Below are 20,149 nucleotides of genomic sequence, written 5' to 3'. Positions count from 1 at the left end.
GCGTACGACTGATCCCATATGGTGGCCTAAGTTTAGAACCACTTCGCAAGGACCATGAAGAACCACCTTCGCACCTTCACCCTGCTCGCGGCCATGACGGCCCTGTTCCTGGGCGTCGGCTATCTCATCGGCGGGGCTACCGGCATGTTGATCGCCTTCGTGCTGGCGGCCGGCATGAACATGTTCAGCTACTGGAACGCCGACAAGATCGTGCTCTCCATGTACCGGGCCACCGAGGTGGACGCCTCGCACCCTGAGCCGCTGGTCCGCACCTATGTGAACGACGTGCTGGAGCTGGCGGCCCGCGCCAACATGCCGGCGCCCAAGGTCTATGTGATCGACCAGGACCAGCCGAACGCGTTCGCCACCGGCCGCGATCCGGCGCACGCCGCCGTGGCCGCCACGCGCGGCCTGCTGGGCATGCTGGACCGTCGCGAAATCCGCGGCGTGATGGCCCACGAACTGGCGCACGTGAAGCATCGCGACACTCTGACCATGACCATCACCGCCACCATCGCCGGCGCGATCGGCATGCTGGCCAACTTCGCGTTCCTGTTCGGCGGCCGCGACGAGGAAGGCCGCCCCACCGGCATTCTGGGCATGCTGGTGATGATGATCGTGGCGCCGATGGCGGCGGCCCTTGTGCAGATGGCCATCAGCCGCGGCCGCGAGTACGAGGCCGACCGCGAAGGCGCCGAGATGGCGGGCGATCCCCAGGCGCTGGCCTCGGCCCTGCAGAAGATCGACGCCTACGCCCGCGGCGGCTACTTCAATGCCGACGCCGAGCGCAATCCGGCCACGGCCCACATGTTCATCATCAACCCGCTGGCCGGCAGCGGCACGGACAACCTGTTCTCGACCCACCCGGCCACCGAGAACCGCGTCCGCGCGTTGTTGAAGATGGGCGAGCGGCCGGCGGTGAGCCGGGCGCGCCGCAGCGCCGTGCCCCTGACGGGCTCCCGCCGCCCCGGACCCTGGAGCTAGCGGGCTACTCCATCGCAGCCAGCGGCCGCGCCTTTTCGGCGCCGGAGATCAGAGCCCGGGCCTCGGCCGAGGCTCGGGTCGCGTCGATCCGGCCGTCGGCGATCTCGTCGGCCAGGCCCATGAGCTTCGGACCCGTCACCGATCCGGACTGAGCCTCCTCGGTCACCCGCACGCCACCGCCCTTGGCGATCGCCTGGTCCCAGGCGCCCCGCACGTCGGCCCAGTAGCCCTTGGTCTTGGCCCAATAGTCGTCCGCGGCGGCCACGTTGTAGGCGTTGAACCGCTCGTAGGTGTTGATCACCACCTCGTGCACGTAGGTCACCGGCTTGCCATCGCGCACGCCCACCTTCGCGTTGTCCTGCTCGTGAACCCAACCGCTTGGCGTCAGGGCATGGCGATTCACCCCGACGTACCAAGTGTAGACGGGGTGGCGCACGGCGTCGCGCCGGGCCAGGGGGCGCAGGGTCTGGTCGCTCTGCCAACGGGCCACACCGTGATCGTACGCCCATTTGCCGACGCCGCCGTAGCGGGGCGAGTCGTCGGTCTGCCATACCGTCTGGGACCAGGCGCCTTTGCGTTGGCCCGCCGGCACGGCCTTCTGGATCCAGCGTCCGGCGCTCTCATAGACCACCACCTTTGCCGGCTCGTACGTCCAGTCCTGACGCCAGTGCTTGACGATGACGGGCTTCCTGTCCTCGCCCTCGATGACCAGCATGTGCTGGAGGCTGATGAAGTCACCGCGATCCTCGACCACGCGCACCACCTCGTGGCCGCCGCTCCTCTTCGGCTCCAGCGGCTTGTAGTCGGGCACGAACGCCGCCGTCTCGCGCATATCGAAGCGCACCTTGTAGTCGCCGGCCATCGCCAGGATCGACTGCCGGTCCTGCTCGGGCGGCCTGCCGGCGGCCAGAGCGGGTGCGGCGGTGGTGATCGCAATGGCGAAGCTGAGGCAGGTTCGGCGCATCATCATAGACGTGTCCTCCGTCAGAAGTCGTAGGTGAGCGAGAGCGAGACGTTGCGCCCGGGCTGGGTGTAGGCGTCGCGGCTGGCTGCCGTCGACGAAAGGCCCCGCGCGTCGTTCCAGTAGGCGTATTTCGCGTCGCCGAGATTGAAGACGCCGGCCCGCGCGGTCAGGCCGTCGACCACACGCCAGAAGGCGGTGACGTCGACCACGGTCGAGGCGGTCGGGCGGAAGCAGGTCGGCGTGCAGGTCACCGCCACGCGATCGGCGTCCTTGCGCTCGGTGCGCACCACGGTCAGTTCGCCGCCGAACCGTCCTTCGGCGTCGCGATAGCTGACGCCGGCGGTGACCTTTACGGGGTCGACCGAGTCCAGCGGGGCCTTGTTCGGATTGTAGCTGTCGCCCTTGGCGTATGAGGCGCCCAGGAAGGCGCCCAGGCCGTTCTCCAGCCGCAGTCGCGCGCGGCCCTCGATCCCGTGGATCTTCACCTTGCTGAAGTTCACGTACTGGAAGACGCCAGGGTTGGCGGGCGTGAAGGCCCCCGCCACCTGCAGCTGCTCGATGAAGTCTCTGTACTCGCCTGAGAACCCCGTAACCTCGACCGACCACATCGGAGACACCCATCGGGCCCCCAGTTCGAACGCCTCGCTGGTCTCCGGCTTCAGGTCCGGATTGGGCAGCGAGAGGTAGTTCTGGATCGGGTTGGCGAAGACGTTGTTCACCTGGGCCGGCGCCGGCGCCTTGAAACCCCAGGCATAGTTGGCGAACAGCCGCGTCCGTTCGGTCGGCTTGAACACAACGCCCAGCTTCGGCGAGACCCGACCGTCCGATGAGTCGGCCGGCGCGAAGTTCGGCAGCAGCGGGTCGGTCTCCGGGTTCAGATCGTAGTGGTCGTAGCGGATGGCGGGGTAGATCATCAGCCGGCCGTCGGCGAAGGCGATCTCGTCCTGCACGAACGCGCCCACCAGCGTATAGTCGGTGAGCGGGAAGGCCCGGGTCGGGAACAGCTCGCCGGCTGGCGGGACAGTCCCGTCTCGCACGCCCGTCTGGCGGGTCTTCGAGGCGTCGACGCCGTAGATCAACCGGTGTTCCACACCGCCCAGCGCGAACCTGCTCTCCAGCTGCGCGGCCACGCCATAGACGCGGTTATTGAAGGTGTTCAGCCGGGTGCGGTCTGCCGAGACATTGCGGTCCTCGCCGGTGAACTGCACCGACTTCGAGTCCTGCCAGTAGGCCGACCACAGGATGCGGTCGACGGAGCTGCCCTCCAAGGTCAGGCGCTGGTCCAGGGTCACACGTCGGCGCGAGATGTCGTCGGCCGCCTTCAGCGCCAGCACGCTGGTCGCGGCCAGCGGCGGCTTGGCGATCCCGCTCAGCACCGTCGTCTTGATATCGCGATCGAAGTGCTCGGCGCTCAACCGGATGCGATTGTTGTCCGAGGGCTCATAGACCACCTTGCCCAGCACCGAGCGGGTCAGGACGTCCTGTGGGTTGGCCTTCGTGCGGTCGGTGTCGGCCGAACTGTTGCGGCCTTGCGTCTCGGTCTCGTGGCCTTCGCGGTAGGTGTAGGCGATCATCGCCGAGACCTGCCCCCGGCGTCCGGCCAACACCGTCGCGCCGCCGACGCTGCCGTCGGCCGAACCGTAGACGCCGCGCACCCGGCCCCCGAAGCTGGCGGGCCCCTCGAGGAAGTCGGCCGGATCCTTGGTGGTGAAGCTGACCGCGCCGGCGACACCGTCGCTGCCATAGAGCGCCGAGGCGGGACCCCGTAGAATCTCCACCGACTTCATCAGGTCGAGGTCCTGATAGTCGCCGCGACCCGCCGCCTGCGCGCCGAACGTGAACCCGTCGGGCACACGCACGCCGTCGACCTGGATCAGCACCCGATTGCCTTCCAGGCCGCGGATGTTGAACCCGGCGTTGCCGTCGCGGCCTGTCGCGCCCAGCGCCGCTCCGAACCGCGTCGGGCTGGACCGGGCCGAGACGCCGGGCTCCAGCTTCACAACGTCGCGGATGTCGGCCGCCAGCCGGTCTTCCAGGTCCTCGGCAGAGATCACGCTGACCGTCGCCGGGACCTCGCTCTGGGGCTTCTCGGTGCGGGCGCCCAGCACGGTCACAGGGTCGACCGAGGCGGCCTCGCCCTCCTCGTCTGCAAGGGCCGGCATGGCAGCGAGCACGAACGCCGAGGCGAAGCCGAACAGGGCAGGGCGCATGAGGGGCCGATCTCCTAGCTGATCCGGCTGCGCTCTTATTGCGACTGCTTCTGAGAATCAATCTCAATTTGTATCGAGACATGTTGCAGGTGCGACAATTTGGCGGCGACACGATTTCGCCGCCATAGGGCAGGCTACCTCCTGCGGGTTGAATCGCGCTGCAGTCCGATCGGGTGGAACTCCCAAGAGACCTTGGTTCGGCTCAACCTCCGCGTTTGGCAGGGTGCATCCAAACTCGGGAACTTCGTCGTTCCATAGAAGATTGGTTATCGAGTTGAGCACGCCCATGACGACTCTGAAGCACACCCTCGATATCGATGCGCCGCCCGGCGAGGTCTGGCGGGTTCTGACCACGCCCGAGTTGATTCGCGAGTGGGCGGCCGCCTACCAGGACGGCCTGCACATCCGCACGTCCTGGCGCGAAGGCGACGAAGTCACGTGGAAGGAGGCTGATGGCCGCACGCGCGCCCGGGGCGCCGTCACCGCGATCCGCCCCGAGAAACTGCTGAAGTTCGAGTACACCGAGGGCGCCGTGGCGCCCGAAGGGCGCTCGTTCTGCGACACCTTCGAGATCACCCAGAACGGCCGGATGACCCGGCTCGACTTCACGACCGGCCCCTACGTGGCCAGCGAGGCGCGGGTCCTCGAACGCCAGGCCGAGGAGGCCATCCGCGAGATCAAGAGCCTCGCCGAAGAATCCGCCCAGATCCACGGCGTCCGCTAAGGACGCCCCCTTCTCTCGGACCGGGAGAAGGGGATGCCGTATTTCGCGCCTAGAAGACCTCGCCCACCATCTCCTCGCTCCTGGCCCAGAGCGCCTTGGCGCGCTCTGCGTCGATAGCATACGGGCGGACGCCGCCGCGCAGGCTGTCGTCATCGACCACCTCGGCCACGTGGCAGTCCTCGCAGTAGCGGCCGCCCACAGCCTCGGCCGGGGCCACCACGCCTGCCCACACCGAGGTCGAGGCCCCCTGCGGGATGGTCTTCCAGCGGAACGCCGGGGCCCCGCCGGCCGGCGTCGCTTGGGTCGCGGCGGTCAACATCTGCTGGCGCACCTCTTCGGTCATGTAGCGGCCAAGCTCGGTCTGTATGCCCCCAGGATGCACAGCGGTCGCACGGACACCGCGGTCCCTGTTGCGCCGATCGAACTCCACCGCGAACAGCACGTTGGCAGTCTTCGAGCGGCCGTAGGCGATGAACTCGGCATAGGGCGTGCGGTCGAAGTTCGGGTCGTCCAGGTCGATGTCCGAGAATCGGTGGCCGGCCGAGGAGAGATTCACCAGCCGCGAGCCTGGCGCGAACAGCGAGGCGATCCGGTTCACGAACACGAAGTGGCCCAGGTGGTTGGTTCCGAACTGGGTCTCGAAGCCATCGACCGTCTTGCCGAAGGGAGTGGCCATGACGCCGGCGTTGGCGATGACCAGATCGAACGGCTTGCCCGCCGCGACCAGCCTGTCGGCCGCCGCCCGGGCGCTGGCCAGCGACGCCAGGTCCAGTTCGATCAGCTCGAGGCCGGGAATGCCTGCGGTCGCCGCCTTCGCCTTGTTCAGGTCGCGGGCCGCGCCGGTCACCTGCGCGCCATGCGCCGCCAACACGCGGGCCGTCTCGACGCCCAGGCCCGCCGACACGCCGGTGACCAGAACGCGCTTGCCGGTCAGGTCGACGCCCTCCAGCACCTCGTCTGTCGTGCTGTCGTGTCCGAAGGTCTTGCTCATGATGGTTCTCCACATCGTGACGCCGCCAGGGCCGCGCCGTTGTCCGTGAAGTTGGCGGCGCCCGCCAGCGGACGCGCGCCCGATCGCCTCGAACCGTTGCCTGATCCTCTCACCGATGTCCTTCGTGCGCGCGCGGCCCTTGCGCATCCAGGCATCCGATCCGATCATCGGAGCATGGCCGACCTGCTCGAACCCCTGCGCGCGACAGCGCTGCGCCACGCCACCGCCACCCGCAATGCGACCCCGCTGCCAGGCCTGTTCATCCATCGGGCCGAGGCGCCTTCAGGCCTGGCGTCGGGCGTCTATGAGCCGATGGTCTGCCTGGTGCTTCAGGGCGCCAAGGAGGTGCTGATCGGCGACCAGGTGCTGCGCTACGATCCGCAGGGCTACTTCATAGCCTCGCTCGACTTGCCGGCCGCGGGCCGGATCATCGAGGCCAGCCGCGAGCAACCCTATCTGGCGGTCAGCCTGCGCCTGTCGCGCGATGTGCTGGCCTCGCTCCTGCCCAGCGTCCCCGCCCCGCCCGAACGGCCGGATGTCCGGGCCCAGGCGTTCGCGGTCAGCCCTGTCACCCGCGACCTCGTCGATCCGTGGACCCGGCTGATCGCCCTGCTCGACACCCCCGCCGATCTGCCTGTCCTGGCGCCGCTGATCGAGCGCGAGATCCTGTACCGCCTGCTCCAGGGGCCGCAGGGCCCTGTGCTGCGCCAGATCGCCACCGGCGACAGCCGCCTGTCCCGTGTCCGCCGCGCCGTCGAGTGGATCCGCACCCACTTCGACCGGCCCATGCGCGTGGAAGACCTGGCCGACCTGGCGGGCATGAGCGCCGCCTCGTTCCACCGCCACTTCAAGGCGGCCACGGCCATGAGCCCGCTGCAGTTCCAGAAGACGCTCCGCCTCCAGCACGCCCGCAGCCTGCTGATCGCAAGTCGCGACGTCAGCCGCGCCGGCTACGCCGTGGGCTATGAAAGCGCCTCGCAGTTCAGCCGCGAATATGCGCGCCATTTCGGCGCGCCGCCGGCCCGCGACGCCGTGCGCTTGCGTGGCGAAACCGCGCCCCTCGAAGCCCTGACCTGACCGGGTTGACGCCACGGGCGGCTTGGCAGGGCCGACGCGGATGGGGCAAGGTCCGCCGCGATGCCTGACGAACGCAAGAGAGACCGCTACGCCATCCGCCCGGACAAGTCCGGTTTCACGGTCTTCGTCATCTGGACCAGCGAGCCGGCGATCGTCGGGGGCGCGCCCCAGGTGGGCCTGTCCGAGGAAGACGCCCGCCACACGCTGGGCCTGCTCAACGAACAGTCCCGGCGGGGCGACTCCTCGATGCGTCGCAATCCCTGAGGCGTGCGCTCAGCCCAGCGCCGCCAACTCGGCCTTCTGCTTCCTCGTCAGCCCGTCACAGATGAGCCGGTAGCTGGCCTCAGCCAGCCGCAGGATCTCATCGGCCGGCACGTCGCTGTCCAGGTCGATGCTGATCCAGAACCGCCGGTCCAGGTGCGAGCGGTGGCCGACGCCCGCGTACTGCTCGCGCAGGATCTCGGCGAGGTGGGGATCGCATTTGACGATCACGTTCTGGGGCCCGCGCGCCGCCAGGATCGCGAACATCTTGCCCATCACCTTGTAGAGAATCACCAGCGGCTCGCGGCCGCGCGAGGCGGTCATCGGCTCGCCCACCGCCCCCGGCAGCGCCTCCAGCCGCGCCTGCAGCGCCCGCGTCTGTGGACCCAGTTCCATGGCCGGAGCCTAGGACCGGGTTCAGGCCTTGGCCAGTTGCTCACCCATCAACCGGTGCAGCAGATTGATGGCCTTCAGCGGCCGGATCATCACCTTGAAGTGGGAGATCCGCTGGCCGTCCGGCGTGCATTCGATCAGGTCGACGCCGTTGATCGTGATCCCCTGAATCTCTGTCTCGAACTCCAGCACCACGCCGGAATCGTTCGCCCATTCACGGGTGTAGCGGAAGCCCTCGCCCCCGAGCACCGACAGCGCCCCGACCAGATACTTGAACGTGATCTCGCGCCCGCGCTGCGGCGTATGCACCACCGGGCTCTCGAAGACCGCGTCTTCATCCAGCAGCGCCCAGAGCGCCTTGGTGTCATGACTCTCCATATAGGCGCGCCAGCCGTCGATCGCAGGCAAGGTCATGCGATGTTCCCCCAGAGGCCAAAGACAATCAGGCCCAGGCTGACCGCATAGAGCGCCCAACCCGGATGGCGGCCGCGCGTGCCCCAGAAGTTGCCGACCACGGCGAACAGATACGACGATCCGACCAGCAGGCCCACCGCCAGCTTGGCCTGCGGCGCTACCGCCGTGACGGCCACCACCACCAGGGCTGCCCCGCCCAGCAGCCAGTTGAACGTGGAGTACTGCAGCAGCGCCGCCGTCAGCCGCCGGATCACCGGCGACAGCCGCGTCTGCGCGGTCACCGGCGCCACCATCAGCTTCTGGGTCAGCACGCCGTGGACCACCGCCACGCCGCCGCCGATAACCCCGGCCCAGAGGAGGGCCCAGTCCTGAATCTGCATCACCATACACACATGTATGGTGATGGCGCTTGGCGAGTCAATACACTCGTGTATGGTTTGTTCGATGACCCCAAAGCGGCTCTCCCGAAACGCGTGGTTGCGCCACGGCCTTCTCACGCTGGCGGGCGAGGGGCACAACGGGCTGAAGGTGGGCGCTATGGCCGCGGGCCTGGGCGTCTCGCGCGGCAGCTTCTACTGGCACTTCGCCGACATCGACGACTTCCGCACGCAGCTACTGGCCGCCTGGCGGAAGGCCACGACCGATCAGGTGATCCACGACCTCGACGCTCGCGCCGCCGGCGCTGGCGGCTTGCAGCGGCTGCTCCAGCGCACCATGCGCCCGGGCCGCAGCCTCGAGCGCGCCGTCCGCGCCTGGGCCGCCGAAGACCCGCAGGTCGCCGCCGCCCTCGCCGAGGTCGACAGTCGCCGCCTGGCCCGGGTCGAGACCCTGCTCACCGACGCCGGCGTCCCCGCCGACCGCGCCGCCCCCCGCGCCGCGTTCCTCTATTGGGCCTACCTGGGCCAGTCGGTCGTCATGGACCCGCGCCACAACGCCATCCCGCCCGAGGCGATCGATGACATCGCCACCCTTTTCGAGAGTTAGCGCCTTACTCCTTCAACATTGAAAGACCCAGTCGCGGAGGTCCGAGACGCCCTTCGGCTCTACCCGCGCAGCCCCGCCGCGACCGCCCGGTTCGCCTCGTTCTCGGCGCGCCGCCGCGCGATCTCCTCCGGCGTCAGAACGTCCAGGTTCATGTAGTCCCGCTTCCAGCCCGCGACCGGCCACGTCAGCGGCGTCTGCACGGTCGTCCGCGGCGCCGTCGCGCTCGCCAGGAGCGCCAGCGCCATCTCGATCACCAGGTCCTGCGAGCCGGCGTCACGCGGCAATCCTGCGGCGTTGCCCAGCGGCATATCCGAGAACAGGAACCGGGGCGCGCCCACGTGCTCCACGACGTCCCTCGCCGCGCCCACCACCACGGTGGCGACGCCCGCCGCCTCCAAGGTCCGCGCCACCAAGGTCATCGACTGGTGGCAGACGGGACAGTTGGCCACCAGAACGGCCGCGTCCGCGCCGTCCTCCCGGACCCGGGCCAGCACCTGCGGCGCGTCGACCTCCAGGGTGTGCCGCTGGCTGCGGTTGGTGGGCACGCCGTGAAAGCGCGCCGCCACCCCGCCGATCCGTCCGGCCGCCGCCGCCCTCTGCAACGCGGGCAACGGGAACCAGCAGTTCTGGTCGTCGGAAAGGTGCGCCTGGTCCACCGCCACGTGGCTGACCCGCAGGTCGTGCGCGACGTTCACGTCCCCCGACCACACGTCATAGAACTTGGCCGCCGCGTTGTAGGCCGCCCCCGGCCCCTGGTCGCCCAGCTCGGGCCGATAAGGCGCCGCCGTCGTCAGCAGCGCCACCCGCGCATCGGCCAGGCTTCGCCCCAAGGGCGCGAAGGGCGTCTCCTCGTAGGCCGCATAGCGGTAGGGCGGATAGCCCAGCGCCCCGTACCAGGCATGGGTGCGCGCGATGTACGCGATGGGCGGCTCGGGGGACGACATGCGCCCAGCCTATCACCAAACGCTCCCCCGGAAGGGGAGCGCCGGCTCGGCCCCTACTTCACCAACGCGTCGTAGATCCAGGCGCGGTTCTTCCGCTGATACTCCTGCGCGAGTTCGCGGGCCTGGATCATGAAGATCATGAAGGTCTCGTTCTTCGGGTCGACCCAGAACTCGGTCCCGGCGATGCCCCACCACGAGAACGTCCCGTTCCCCGGCCGCTGCAGCTTGTCGTCGTTGACCAGGCTGAACCCGAGACCGAAGCCCATCCCCGGGCCGGGGAAGAACACGCCGGCGCGGCGGATCTCGGGCGTCGTCTCGTCCTGGCGCATGCGCATCAGCGTCTCCTTCTTCAGGATCCGCACGCCCTTGTACTCGCCGTCGCCGGCCAGCATCAGCGCGAAGCGCAGATAGTCCTCCGCCGTCGACGAGAGCCCGCCGCCCGCTGACTGCATCACCGGCGGCTTGGTGTAGTCGTAGTACATGAAGGGGACGGCCGTCTTCGGCTCGGCGAACCGCGCCGCCTTGGACGCCGGCTGGAAGAAGCCCGTGTCGGTCATGCCCAGCGGGCCCGTCACCCGCTCCCGAACCAGGGCGTCCAGCGGCTTGCCGCCCGCCACCTCCACCACCGCGCCCAGCACGTCGGTCGAGCGCGAATAGTTCCACGCGGTCCCCGGCTCGGCCTTCAGCGGCAGCGCCGCGATCAGCCTGGCGTACTCGCGATTGTTCACGTCATTGCGGTTCTCGCCGCCCGCGGCCCAGGCCTTGGCGATCGGCGCGTTCGGCTGGATGAAGCCGTAGATCAGGCCCGACGTGTGGCTCATCAGGTGGCGCACCAGCATCGGCCGGGTCGCCGGGACGCTGGTCCCGTCGGCCTGCCACACCTTCAGATCCTTGTATTCCGGCAGGTACTTCGAGACCGGCGCGTCGATGTCCAGCTTGCCCTCTTCCACCAGGGTCATGGCCACGACCGACACGATCGGCTTGGTCATCGAGAAGATCCGCCAGATGGTCTCGGCGTCGGGCGTCTTCGTCTGGCCCGGCCCCTGCACGCCGAAGCCCTCCTGGAACGCCACCTTCCCTTTGCGGCCCACCAGGAGGTACGCGCCGGCGATCTTGCCGCTGGCGACGTCAGCCTTCAGCGCCTGTCGCGCCACATCCAGCTTAGCCGGATCGAACCCCAGCGCCGCGGCGTCGCCCATCACCAAAGACGACGCCTTGGCGTCCACGGCCTTGGCCGCGACCGCCGGCGATCCCGCGGCCACGGCCGCCGCCAACGCCCCGGCCAACAGCCCGGCCTTTAGAAGCCCCGCCATGTTTCCCCCTCATGCTCTCGAGCGCCAACGTAGCTCGCGCCCCTACATGTCTCCAAGATTTCAGGACGTCGCCGCCCTGTGCGGAACCGGCCTGCCGCCGCACGCCCCTTGGCCTCGCCGCCCGCCGTCGCCACACTCACGGGCGATGACCGCGCCGATTCTGCAGGACCTGGCCAGACAGTACGGGCTCAAGCCGGCGTCCGCACTCGACCCCCTGGTCGAGCCGCGCGACGGGCCGCTGCCGTTTTCCCCTGCGGCCGCGGCGCCCGACTTCGTGGTCATCGACGTCGAGACCGCCTGCCATCGGGCCTCCAGCATCTGCCAGATCGGCATCGTCGGCTTCGCGGGCGGTCGCGAAGTGTTCGCCTACGAGACCCTGGTCAATCCGCAAGACGCCTTCAGCCCGTTCAGCACGCGGCTGCACGGGATCGGGCCGCAGCACGTGGCCGACCAGCCCAGCTTCCCGCGCCTCTACGGCACGCTGCTCGAACACCTGGGCGGCCGCGTCACCGTGGCCCACTCCAACTTCGACCAGGGCGCACTCTCGGCCGCCTGCCGGATCGCCGGCCTGCCAATGATCCGCAGCCGCTGGCTCGACAGCGTGAAGGTCGCCCGTCACGCCTGGCCCGACCTGCCGACCCACCGCCTGAACGCGCTGGCCAGCCATCTCGACCTCGAGCACAAGCACCATGACGCCCTGAGCGACGCCAGGGTCGCCGGCTGGGTGGTTGTGCGCGCCATGGAGACGACCGGCCTCGACCTCGCTGGCTACCTGGCCGCGCCCTGGCGGGGCCAGACCTCGCGGGGGAGTCGAAAGCCCCGCCCCCGGCCGGCCGCCGAAGGGCCCCTCGCCGGCGAGAAGGTCGCGATCATCGCCTCGCCGCACGATACCGATCTACCCGCCCGCATCGCCGCCGCGGGCGGTCGCGTCATGGCTGGCGTCGGCCGCACCACCACGCTGCTGGTCATCGCAGGCGACCGGCCTTTCTCCTCGGGCGTCCGCGTCAGCGCAGACTTCCTCAAGGCCGAGGCCCTCGCCGCCGACGGCGGGAGCATCAGCATCGTCACGGCCGACGAGTTGCGCGACCGTATCGCAGCGGCGGCATAGCCCCAAGCCGATCGGGCGTTCGAGACCGCCGCGTCCTCCCGGCCGCGGCGTCCCGATCAGAAGTCGCGGGCGATCCGCAGGGCGAGGGTGCGGGGACGTAGAGGCGTCGCCTGGGCCTGGAGCCGGAGGGTGAACGGATTACCGAACGCCAGGGTGTCGCCGCGGCTGCCGAGGACGTTGTCCAGCGCCAGCCGAAGGCTGTAGTCGCCGGAGCGCACTGTCGCGGAAAGACGCAGCTCGCCATAGCCTCCCATGGCCGCAGCGTTCCGCGTGTCCATGTTGAGCCGCGAGCGTCCCGTGTAGGCATAGCTGGCGGCCATATCGAGGTCGCGGTCGCCGGCGAGGGCCACGCGATAGGTCGCCGACGCTGCGAAGGTGAGGTCGGGCACGCCGGGCAGGCCGGCGCCGGAGCGTCCCGGCGACCCTGGGGCCGGGCGCAGCAGGTCAGGGTCCTGCCAGACCAGGTTTCCCGCTAGCGACAGCCGGCCACGCTCGAAGCTGCCTTCGATCTCGACACCTCGACTGCGACCGTCGCCAAGGTTGGCGGTGAAGGGCAGTCCCGAGGGCAGGACGAGATCGGCCTGGATGTCGGTCCAGTCGGCCTGGAACGCGGCGGCGCGCACCGCCAGGCCGTCCCGACGCCAACGCAGGCCGGCTTCGTAGCTCCAAAGCTCATCGCCGACGTAGCGCCGCAGCGGCTGGGTGTCGCCAAGGCTTGAACCGAACACCTGCAGGGCCTCCCCGCTGGTGTTGAACCCGGCCGTCCGATAGCCCTCCGCCGCCAGCACATACAGGGTCAGGCCGGGCGCCGGTCGATAGGCCGCCAGCAGCTTCGGGGCGAAGCCCGTGTCGTGCGACACGCCGGTAAAGCCGCGGATCGGGACGCCGAGAGTTATGTCGGAGCGTGTGCGCAGGCGGGCGGCGTACAGACGCCCCCCGACGGTCAGAGTCACGTCACGGGCGACGTCGTAGGAAACCTCGCCGAAGGCCGCGCCTTCCCGCAAGCGGTCGCGACGCACCTCCGCATACGCTGGCGCGGGGTCGGCCGGACGAACCTCGCTGTCGAGGCGCTGGTCGCCGATCGCGTTGAAGACGCCGGCGGTCAGCCGCAGGCGCCGCCCATTCGACGACGAGACGCGGACCTCGGTCACCAGACTCCGGATCTCGTTGCCGTCTTCGAAGGTCGACGGACGACCGCCGGCCGCCACGAGGGTCGGCGGGGCCCGGGTGGCGTCGTAGACCGTGCCGACCTCATGATCGAGGGCGCCGATGCTGGCCGTGAGCTCGCCCCAGCCCGGCGACCAGCGCGCCGTGGCGAACACGGCCAGGAAGTCGTTGTCATGGGGCTCGGCGACCGTGGTCGTCCGCACCCGGGGGCCGTCGGCGGCGTTGACGTAGTGGGCGTCGCGGGTGGTGATCGCCTGATCCACAAGGGTCGCCTCCAGGACCAGGTCGTCCTGGGCGCGCCAAAGACCCGAGACGCGCAGGCCCCGCCGCGTCGAACGATCCACGTCGGTGCGTCCCTGTCGGGGATTGTCGAGGTAACCGCCGACGACCTCGTACCAGGCGACGGCGCGCGCGGCGCCTCGGCCACCCGCGAGCGGCAGATTCCAGACGCCCTCGGCCAGCCCGGATGGCGCGCCATGGGCCGTGACCGAGGCGCCCAGCGTCATCCGCCCCGACACCAGCGCCGTATCAGGCGCCCTCGGGACCAGTTGCAGGATGCCGCCGATCGAGCCGGCGCCATAAAGAGATCCCTGGGGGCCTCGCAACACCTCGACGCGGGCCAGATCGATCAGCGGCAGGTCGGGGTTCGGCGCATTGTAGGTAAGCCGAAGGTCCCCGAGATACAGACCGACCGTCGACTGCGTGTGTCCGGTCAGCGGCCCATCGGAGAGACCCCGCAGCAGGACCTTGTCCCGCCCCGGTCCCAGATTGGTGACAGTCACACCCGCCGCCAGCAGCGTCAGGTCGCGCACGTCGGCGACCCCACGCCGCTCCAGCTCGGCTCCCGAAGTCGCCGTCAGGCCGTAGGGCGAGGCCGACAGCAGAGTCTCGGTCTTGTCGGCCGTGACCACCACCTCGCCCACCTCGGTCGGCGCCTGCGGCGGCGGCTCGGCCGGCCGTTGCGCGCGCGAAGATGGACGGGCGCGGATGACCACGGTTCGCGGGTCCGGCCGGAAGGCGACACAGTCCGAGCCGTCCAGCAGTCGCGCCAGCGCCTGGTCCAGATCCATGCGGCCGGCGACGGCGGCCCGCCCACCACAGCGCGCGCCGGGCGCGAAGCCCATGGAAACACCGGCCTGCCGGGCGAGCGCCATCAAGGCCCCCTGGCGGGGCTGCTCCGGAATGGCGATCGACAGGGCGGTCTCTCGCGCCAGGGCGGTTTCCGGCACGGTTCCAAGGGCGACAAGAACTCCGGCCAGGCCCAGGGTCCGGCGGCGACTTTGCATGCGGGCAGCCGACTCAGCGCGCCTGGCGACGCAGGCTCAATCGGACACTATCGGGAAGCCGTTCGGCCTGCACGGGCAGGAACGCAGAAAGGGCCCGCAGCATCGCATCCTCACTGCCGACGGCGAGGGTCGCGGTGACGGGAAGGCCGGCGGCGTCAGGCGCCACGGTGATGGGCGTCGCGACATAGCGATTCAGGGTTGCGACCACGTCTCCAAGCGGCTCGCCGCGGAAGACCAGGCGGCCCTCGGTCCAGGCCAGCACGGCGTCGGGATCGGCCGCCGTCACCAGATCGCCGCGTCCACCCTCGCGGTGCGAAAGCGCCTGCCCCGCCGTCAGGCGGGCGAGCGGCTGCGCCTGCGGCGCCGCAGCGGGTCGCACCTCGACGACGCCCCGACGGACCGTGACGCGCACGACGCCGCCGTGCCGCAGGACGTTGAACTCGGTGCCCACCACCCGGATCTCGCGGTCGCCCGCCTGGATCAGGAAGGGGCGGCCCGGGTCCTTCGCCACGTCGAACACCGCTTCGGCGGCGTCGGCCATGACCACCCGCCGCTCGCTGCGCCCAAGCCGCGCGGTCAGCCGCGATCCGCCATTCAGCGTGATGTGGCTTCCATCCGACAGCGCGAAGACCTGCCGCTGGCCGGCCGCGGTCTCGAAAGTCTGGGTGCGGGGCATGCTCGTCCAGAGCATGGCGCCGAGGAAGATCACCGCGATCAGGCTGGCGGCGATCGCGCCCAGCCAGGGCAGCGGACGCCGTGCCGCGCGCGGCTTCAGGGTCACCACCGTTGGCGCGGGCGTCACCTGGTCCAGGTCGGACCAGACCTGCTCTACGGCCTCGTAGGCCGCCAGATGCTCAGGAGATTCCGCCAGCCAGGCCTCGAAGGCCAGCCAGTCGTCGCCGTCGGCTTCGTCGGACGACAGCCGGACATGCCACGCCACCGCACGGTCGCGCACGGTCTCCCCAAGCGGCGGGGTGTCGGACGGCAGGTTGTCGGATGGCGCGCTCATGGCGTGACGAAGGTCTCCTCAGCCATAGACGCCGCCGCGCGGTCAGGTCCGCAAATCATCGTTCGACCTCGGCCATCAGCGTGCGCAGCGCGGTCATGATGTACTTCTCCACCGAGCTGCGGGAGACGCCCAGGCGCTGGGCCACCTCGGCGTGGCTGAGCCCGTCGAACTTGTGCAGCCGGAACGCGGCGGCCACCTGCGGCGGCAGGCGCTCGACACCGTCCAACAGCCTCTGCAGTCGCTGGCGCGAGGCCACCGCCTCGTCGGCGGGCGGGTCGGGCGCAGCCGGCTCGGCGCCTTCACCGACGCTCTCACGGTTCCAGGCGTCATCGCGGGCGGCCTGTCGCCGCTGCTGCTTCGCCCGGTCCAGCATCAGGTTGGACCCGACGCGATAGAGGAAGGCGTCGGCGCTGCGGAGGTTTTCCGGAGGCTCCATGTCGCGGATCTTGAGGAACAGATCCTGGACCACATCCTCCGCCATGGCCGCCGAACCGGTGCGCAGGGTGAAGAACCGCACAAGGTCCGGCCGCTTTCGCAGGTAGGCGGCGATCAGCGGCGGCGGATCGGCCATGTGGTCGCAAGGCGTCCCGGTTCCAACGAAGTCCGACTGTTCCGGTATTTGCGCCGCCTGCGCAATCGACCCCTTCGCCGCGCCCCGGAAAAAAGATTCAGCGGCGATTGAGGAGGTCCATCCGCGGCGTCGTCAGCTCATCGGGGGCCGACGCCTGGAGGCCAGACTTGAGCGAACCGTTGCGTAACACCGAGCTGCCGCCGCCCGTCCAGCCGCCTCTGCAGGTCAGGGCGCAGATGGTGGTCGCCAATGCCTCCCATCCGCAGAGGCCGGACTTCGAGCGCTTCATCGAAGCGCGTTTCGAGCGGGCCTTCAGGGCCCGCGTCCCGCGCCACTATCCCCTGGTGACGGGTCTGCGCGCGCCCGATGGAACGGTGCTGGCCGCCGCCGGCGTGCGGTTCGCCGAGGCCGATCCTCTGTTCCTCGAGCGCTATCTGGACAGTCCGGTCGAACAGGCTGTCGCCGACGCGTTCGGTCGCCCCGTGGCGCGCGAGAGCATCGTGGAGATCGGGTCGCTGGCGTCCGATTCCCCCGCCGCCTCGCTGCAGCTGTTCAATGCACTGGCGACCTGGCTGGCTTCAGTCTGCGGCCGACGCTTCGCCGTCGCCACCGCCCGGCCGGATCTGCAGCGCCTGCTGGGCCGGGCGGGCTTCGGCCTGCGCCCCCTGGGCGACGCTGACCCGGCCCGCCTGGGCGAAGGCGCCCACGACTGGGGCAGCTACTATGACAACGCGCCGCGGGTGTTCGCCGGCGAGATCGGGGTTTCCAGCGCCCTGCCACAGCTTCGCGAACGCCTGCGCGCCCGGTCGACGGCCCGCGCGATCCGACGCCTGCGGGCGGTGGCCCCGTGAGCCGGGTTCTGTCGGCGATCGCCGACCACGCCCGGACATCCCCCGACGCCGCAGCCCTCGTGGGCGAGGGCGTCCAATTCACTTGGGTCGAACTCGGGCAGGAGATCGCGCGGACCGAGGTCTGGCTGCGTGAACGGCTCCGCGGATCGGCTCCGGGCGCCCCGGTCGGCGTCGCGCTCGACAACGGCCCGGCCTGGGTCGTCGTCGACCTGGCGCTGATGGCGCTGGGCCGGCCCAGCGTGCCCCTGCCGCCCTTCTTCACGCCCGAACAGCGCATGCACGCCCTCACCGACGCAGGCGCATGCCTGCTGGTGCGGCCCCCCGCCACGGCGACATCCCCCATCCTCGCCGTGGCGGGCTCGGCCATCGCAGCGGACGACCTGGCCCTGCCGCCGCGCACGCTGCACCCCGGCACGGCCAAGGTGACCTACACTTCCGGCTCCACCGGCGCGCCCAAGGGGGTCTGTCTCTCGCTGGCGCAGATGGAGGCCGTGGCCGCCTCGCTGGTCGAGGTGATCGGACGCGAGTTTGCGGGCCGGCACCTGGCGGTGCTGCCGCTGGGCGTGCTGCTCGAGAATGTCGCCGGCCTCTATCCGACCCTCCTGGCGGGCGGCTGCTACGAGGCGCGGGGGCTGGCCGACTTGGGCTTCGCCGACGGCCTGCGCCCCGATATCGCCCGCCTCGCCGAGGTAGTCGGGGACGCGGGCGCCAACAGCCTGATCCTCGTGCCGGAACTGCTGCGCGCGCTGACGGCATGCCTGGCGATCACCGGGCGGCGGCTGCCGGCCCTGAAGCTCGTCGCCGTGGGCGGCGCCAAGGTCGCGCGACAGCTCATCCTCGAGGCGCGGGCCGTCGGCCTTCCGGCCTTCGAGGGCTATGGCCTCAGCGAGTGCGCATCGGTGGTCGCGCTGAATACGCCGCATGCGGACCGGCCGGGCGCAGTCGGCCGCGTCCTGCCACATCTATCGGTCAGTCTCGCGGCGGATGGCGAGGTGCTGATCGGCCCGGCGCCCTTCCTGGGCTATGTGGGCGGGCCGCCGCACACCGGGGCGCTCGCCACCGGCGACCTCGGCGCGATCGACGCCGACGGCTTCCTGTCGATCACGGGCCGCAAATCGAACCTGATCATCACCGCCTTCGGCCGCAACGTGGCTCCGGAGTGGGTGGAGAGCGAACTCCTCGCGCAGCCCGAGATCGCCCAGGCGGCGGTCTTCGGCGAAGGCGCGGCGGAACTCTGCGCGGTGCTTGTCCCCTCGCGGGCCGATATCCCGCCCGCCGCCCTCCAGGCCGCCGTGGCCCGCGCCAACGACAGCCTGCCGGCCTACGCCCGCGTCGGCCGCTGGCGCGGCTCGGCCCCGTTCGATCCCGGCCGGGGCGAGCTGACCGGCAACGGTCGACCCCGCCGCGCAGTGCTGCGCGAAACCCACCACGCCTTCATCGATCAACAGACCTGAGGCAATGCCGATGTCCTTCTTCGAGCGGCTCGAGCGGGAAACCTCCGCCGAGCGCCTGGCCCTCTATTCCGTTCCGCAGCTGGTGGACGGCGTCGCCGGCCGGATCACCCGGGAAACCTACCTGGCCTACCTGGCCGAGGCCTATCACCACGTCAGCCAAACGGTGCCGCTGCTGACCGCCGCGCGCGATCGGATGGACGCGGCCCATGCGCCGTTCCGCGCCGCGCTCGACGAGTACATCGACGAGGAGACCGGCCACGAGAAGTGGGTGCTGAACGACATCGCCCGCGCCGGCGGCGACGCCGAGGCGGTGCGCGCCGGCGCCCCGCGCCCGGCCACCGAACTGATGGTCGCCTACGCCCACGACTACGTCGCGCGGGTCAATCCCATGGGCATGTTCGGCATGGTCTACGTGCTGGAAGGCACCAGCATCGCGCTGGCCACCCACGGCGCCGGCGCGGTGTCCAAGGCGTTGGGGCTCGGTCCCGAGTGCTTCAGCTATCTCAGCTCCCACGGATCGCTCGACCAGGAACACATGAAGTTCTTCGCCGGGCTCATGGACACCGTCGAAGACCCCGCGGACCAGGCCGCCATCCTGCATGTCGCCAAGCGGATCTTCGTGCTGTTCGCCGACATGTTCCGATCCATCCCCCACGAAGCGAGGCTCGCCCATGCGGTTTAAGGGTCAACGCATCGTCGTCACCGGCGGCGCTGGCGAGATCGGCGGCCGCATCGTCGAGCAGTTGCTCCGCGAGGGCGCGACCGTCGCCGTCCTGGACCGCCAGCCGCCCCAGGGCCTTCAGGCCCGCCATATCGCCTGCGACCTCTCCGACCCGCAGGGTCTGGAGGCGGTCGCCGCCATGCTGGCGGCCGAACCTTGGGACGCACTGATCAACCTGGCGGGCGTCCAGTACTTCGGTCCGATGGAGCGCGAGGCGCCGGAGAGCCTCCGGCGCACGCTGGCGATCAACCTGCTGGCGCCCATGCGGCTGGCCCAGGCGGTGACGCCCGGAATGCGGGCCCGCGGACGCGGCCAGATCGTCAACATCGGCTCGATCTTCGGGTCGATCAACTTCGCCCACTTCGCCAGCTATTCCAGCTCCAAGGCCGGCCTTCGCGCCTTCAGCCAGGCGCTGCGCCGCGAGCTCGCAGGCAGCGGCGTGGACGTCACCTACGTGGCCCCGCGGGCAGTGAAGACGGGCTTCAACAGCGCCAAGGTCCTGGAGTTCGCGGCCCTGACCAAAATGGCCATGGACCCGCCCGACCAGGTGGCGGCCCGCATCGTCGACGCCGTCGCCGCACGCCAGCGCGACGTCTACCTCGGCTTCCCCGAGGCCCTGTTCGTCCGCCTCAACGCCCTGTTCCCCGCCGTGGTCGATCGCGCGCTCGCCGCCGCCGACCGGCGTGTCGCCCAACTCTTCGCCTGATCCAAAGGACTGCTCCC

21 protein-coding genes are annotated in these 20,149 nt (G+C 70.1%); 10 read left to right on the top strand and 11 right to left on the bottom strand.

What is annotated here, in order from left to right; translation table 11 throughout:
• Positions 1-54: 54 nt before the first annotated feature.
• Complete coding sequence (gene htpX / locus EPN98_RS09865; RefSeq protein ID WP_293362519.1) at positions 55-984, top strand: zinc metalloprotease HtpX; 930 nt, start codon at positions 55-57, stop codon at positions 982-984.
• A gap of 4 nt (positions 985-988) precedes the next feature.
• Here htpX and EPN98_RS09860 read toward each other — a convergent pair whose 3' ends face one another.
• Complete coding sequence (locus EPN98_RS09860; protein WP_293362518.1) at positions 989-1,954, bottom strand: DUF6607 family protein; 966 nt, start codon at positions 1,952-1,954, stop codon at positions 989-991.
• A gap of 14 nt (positions 1,955-1,968) precedes the next feature.
• On the bottom strand, positions 1,969-4,158 hold the full coding sequence (locus tag EPN98_RS09855) for a TonB-dependent hemoglobin/transferrin/lactoferrin family receptor (protein WP_293362517.1): 2,190 nt from the start codon (positions 4,156-4,158) through the stop codon (positions 1,969-1,971).
• A gap of 286 nt (positions 4,159-4,444) precedes the next feature.
• Here EPN98_RS09855 and EPN98_RS09850 point away from each other — a divergent pair, with 286 nt between their 5' ends.
• On the top strand, positions 4,445-4,882 hold the full coding sequence (locus EPN98_RS09850) for an SRPBCC domain-containing protein (protein WP_293362516.1): 438 nt from the start codon (positions 4,445-4,447) through the stop codon (positions 4,880-4,882).
• Positions 4,883-4,931: 49 nt separating this feature from the next.
• On the opposite strand, the gene EPN98_RS09845 is transcribed toward EPN98_RS09850, so the two are convergent.
• Positions 4,932-5,873 carry an SDR family NAD(P)-dependent oxidoreductase gene (locus EPN98_RS09845; RefSeq protein WP_293362515.1) on the bottom strand — a complete coding sequence of 314 codons (942 nt, stop codon included), beginning with the start codon at positions 5,871-5,873 and terminating at the stop codon, positions 4,932-4,934.
• Positions 5,874-6,047: 174 nt separating this feature from the next.
• Here EPN98_RS09845 and EPN98_RS09840 point away from each other — a divergent pair, with 174 nt between their 5' ends.
• Positions 6,048-6,950, top strand: a complete 903-nt coding sequence (locus EPN98_RS09840; protein WP_293362514.1) for an AraC family transcriptional regulator — start codon at positions 6,048-6,050, stop codon at positions 6,948-6,950.
• A 60-nt stretch (positions 6,951-7,010) separates the two neighbouring features.
• Positions 7,011-7,214, top strand: a complete 204-nt coding sequence (locus EPN98_RS09835; protein WP_293362513.1) for a hypothetical protein — start codon at positions 7,011-7,013, stop codon at positions 7,212-7,214.
• Between the two features lie 9 nt (positions 7,215-7,223).
• Here EPN98_RS09835 and EPN98_RS09830 read toward each other — a convergent pair whose 3' ends face one another.
• The 3 genes from EPN98_RS09830 to EPN98_RS09820 are packed head-to-tail and all read right to left on the bottom strand — an operon-like array spanning position 7,224 to position 8,404.
• Positions 7,224-7,607, bottom strand: coding sequence for an MmcQ/YjbR family DNA-binding protein (locus EPN98_RS09830; RefSeq protein WP_293362512.1), 384 nt, complete (start codon positions 7,605-7,607; stop codon positions 7,224-7,226).
• Positions 7,608-7,628: 21 nt separating this feature from the next.
• Positions 7,629-8,018: a nuclear transport factor 2 family protein gene (locus EPN98_RS09825; protein WP_293362511.1), complete on the bottom strand. Its 390-nt coding sequence runs from the start codon at positions 8,016-8,018 to the stop codon at positions 7,629-7,631.
• On the bottom strand, positions 8,015-8,404 hold the full coding sequence (locus tag EPN98_RS09820) for a hypothetical protein (RefSeq protein WP_293362510.1): 390 nt from the start codon (positions 8,402-8,404) through the stop codon (positions 8,015-8,017). The genes EPN98_RS09825 and EPN98_RS09820 overlap by 4 nt, the downstream gene beginning before the upstream one ends.
• Positions 8,405-8,495: 91 nt before the next feature.
• On the opposite strand from EPN98_RS09820, the gene EPN98_RS09815 reads away from it, so the two are divergent.
• Positions 8,496-9,002 carry a TetR/AcrR family transcriptional regulator gene (locus EPN98_RS09815; protein WP_293362509.1) on the top strand — a complete coding sequence of 169 codons (507 nt, stop codon included), beginning with the start codon at positions 8,496-8,498 and terminating at the stop codon, positions 9,000-9,002.
• A 59-nt stretch (positions 9,003-9,061) separates the two neighbouring features.
• Here the strand turns inward: EPN98_RS09815 and EPN98_RS09810 are convergent, their stop codons facing one another.
• Both EPN98_RS09810 and EPN98_RS09805 read right to left on the bottom strand, forming a co-directional pair.
• On the bottom strand, positions 9,062-9,946 hold the full coding sequence (locus tag EPN98_RS09810) for a hypothetical protein (protein ID WP_293362508.1): 885 nt from the start codon (positions 9,944-9,946) through the stop codon (positions 9,062-9,064).
• A 53-nt stretch (positions 9,947-9,999) separates the two neighbouring features.
• Positions 10,000-11,259: a serine hydrolase domain-containing protein gene (locus EPN98_RS09805; RefSeq protein WP_293362507.1), complete on the bottom strand. Its 1,260-nt coding sequence runs from the start codon at positions 11,257-11,259 to the stop codon at positions 10,000-10,002.
• A gap of 145 nt (positions 11,260-11,404) precedes the next feature.
• On the opposite strand from EPN98_RS09805, the gene EPN98_RS09800 reads away from it, so the two are divergent.
• Positions 11,405-12,367 (top strand): exonuclease domain-containing protein, encoded by a 963-nt coding sequence (locus EPN98_RS09800; RefSeq protein ID WP_293362506.1) that lies wholly within the window; start codon positions 11,405-11,407, stop codon positions 12,365-12,367.
• A 56-nt stretch (positions 12,368-12,423) separates the two neighbouring features.
• On the opposite strand, the gene EPN98_RS09795 is transcribed toward EPN98_RS09800, so the two are convergent.
• From EPN98_RS09795 to EPN98_RS09785, 3 genes are read right to left on the bottom strand one after another with little or no spacing between them, the layout of a single operon-like run.
• Positions 12,424-14,820, bottom strand: a complete 2,397-nt coding sequence (locus EPN98_RS09795) for a TonB-dependent receptor (RefSeq protein ID WP_293362505.1) — start codon at positions 14,818-14,820, stop codon at positions 12,424-12,426.
• 13 nt (positions 14,821-14,833) lie between these two features.
• The gene (locus tag EPN98_RS09790) at positions 14,834-15,829 is read right to left on the bottom strand and encodes a FecR domain-containing protein (RefSeq protein WP_293362504.1); all 996 of its coding nucleotides are present in this window, start codon (positions 15,827-15,829) and stop codon (positions 14,834-14,836) included.
• Between the two features lie 55 nt (positions 15,830-15,884).
• Positions 15,885-16,400, bottom strand: a complete 516-nt coding sequence (locus EPN98_RS09785; RefSeq protein WP_293362503.1) for an RNA polymerase sigma factor — start codon at positions 16,398-16,400, stop codon at positions 15,885-15,887.
• Positions 16,401-16,567: 167 nt separating this feature from the next.
• Between EPN98_RS09785 and EPN98_RS09780 the strand changes: the two genes are divergently transcribed.
• Genes EPN98_RS09780 through EPN98_RS09765 form a run of 4 tightly spaced genes read left to right on the top strand, consistent with a single transcriptional unit; the run spans position 16,568 to position 20,132 of the window.
• On the top strand, positions 16,568-17,251 hold the full coding sequence (locus EPN98_RS09780; protein ID WP_293362502.1) for a thermostable hemolysin: 684 nt from the start codon (positions 16,568-16,570) through the stop codon (positions 17,249-17,251).
• The gene (locus EPN98_RS09775; RefSeq protein ID WP_293362501.1) at positions 17,248-18,705 is read left to right on the top strand and encodes an AMP-binding protein; all 1,458 of its coding nucleotides are present in this window, start codon (positions 17,248-17,250) and stop codon (positions 18,703-18,705) included. Before EPN98_RS09780 ends, EPN98_RS09775 begins: the two co-directional genes overlap by 4 nt.
• 10 nt (positions 18,706-18,715) lie before the next feature.
• Positions 18,716-19,387 carry an iron-containing redox enzyme family protein gene (locus EPN98_RS09770; protein WP_293362500.1) on the top strand — a complete coding sequence of 224 codons (672 nt, stop codon included), beginning with the start codon at positions 18,716-18,718 and terminating at the stop codon, positions 19,385-19,387.
• Positions 19,377-20,132, top strand: coding sequence for an SDR family oxidoreductase (locus tag EPN98_RS09765; protein ID WP_293362499.1), 756 nt, complete (start codon positions 19,377-19,379; stop codon positions 20,130-20,132). The genes EPN98_RS09770 and EPN98_RS09765 overlap by 11 nt, the downstream gene beginning before the upstream one ends.
• Positions 20,133-20,149: the final 17 nt, after the last annotated feature.

The sequence above is a fragment of the Phenylobacterium sp. genome (assembly GCF_004299445.1).
In the GTDB taxonomy this organism is placed as follows: Bacteria; Pseudomonadota; Alphaproteobacteria; order Caulobacterales; family Caulobacteraceae; genus Phenylobacterium.
The sequence above is the reverse complement of the archived record's forward strand: the minus strand, read 5'-3'. Positions and strand labels throughout refer to the sequence as shown.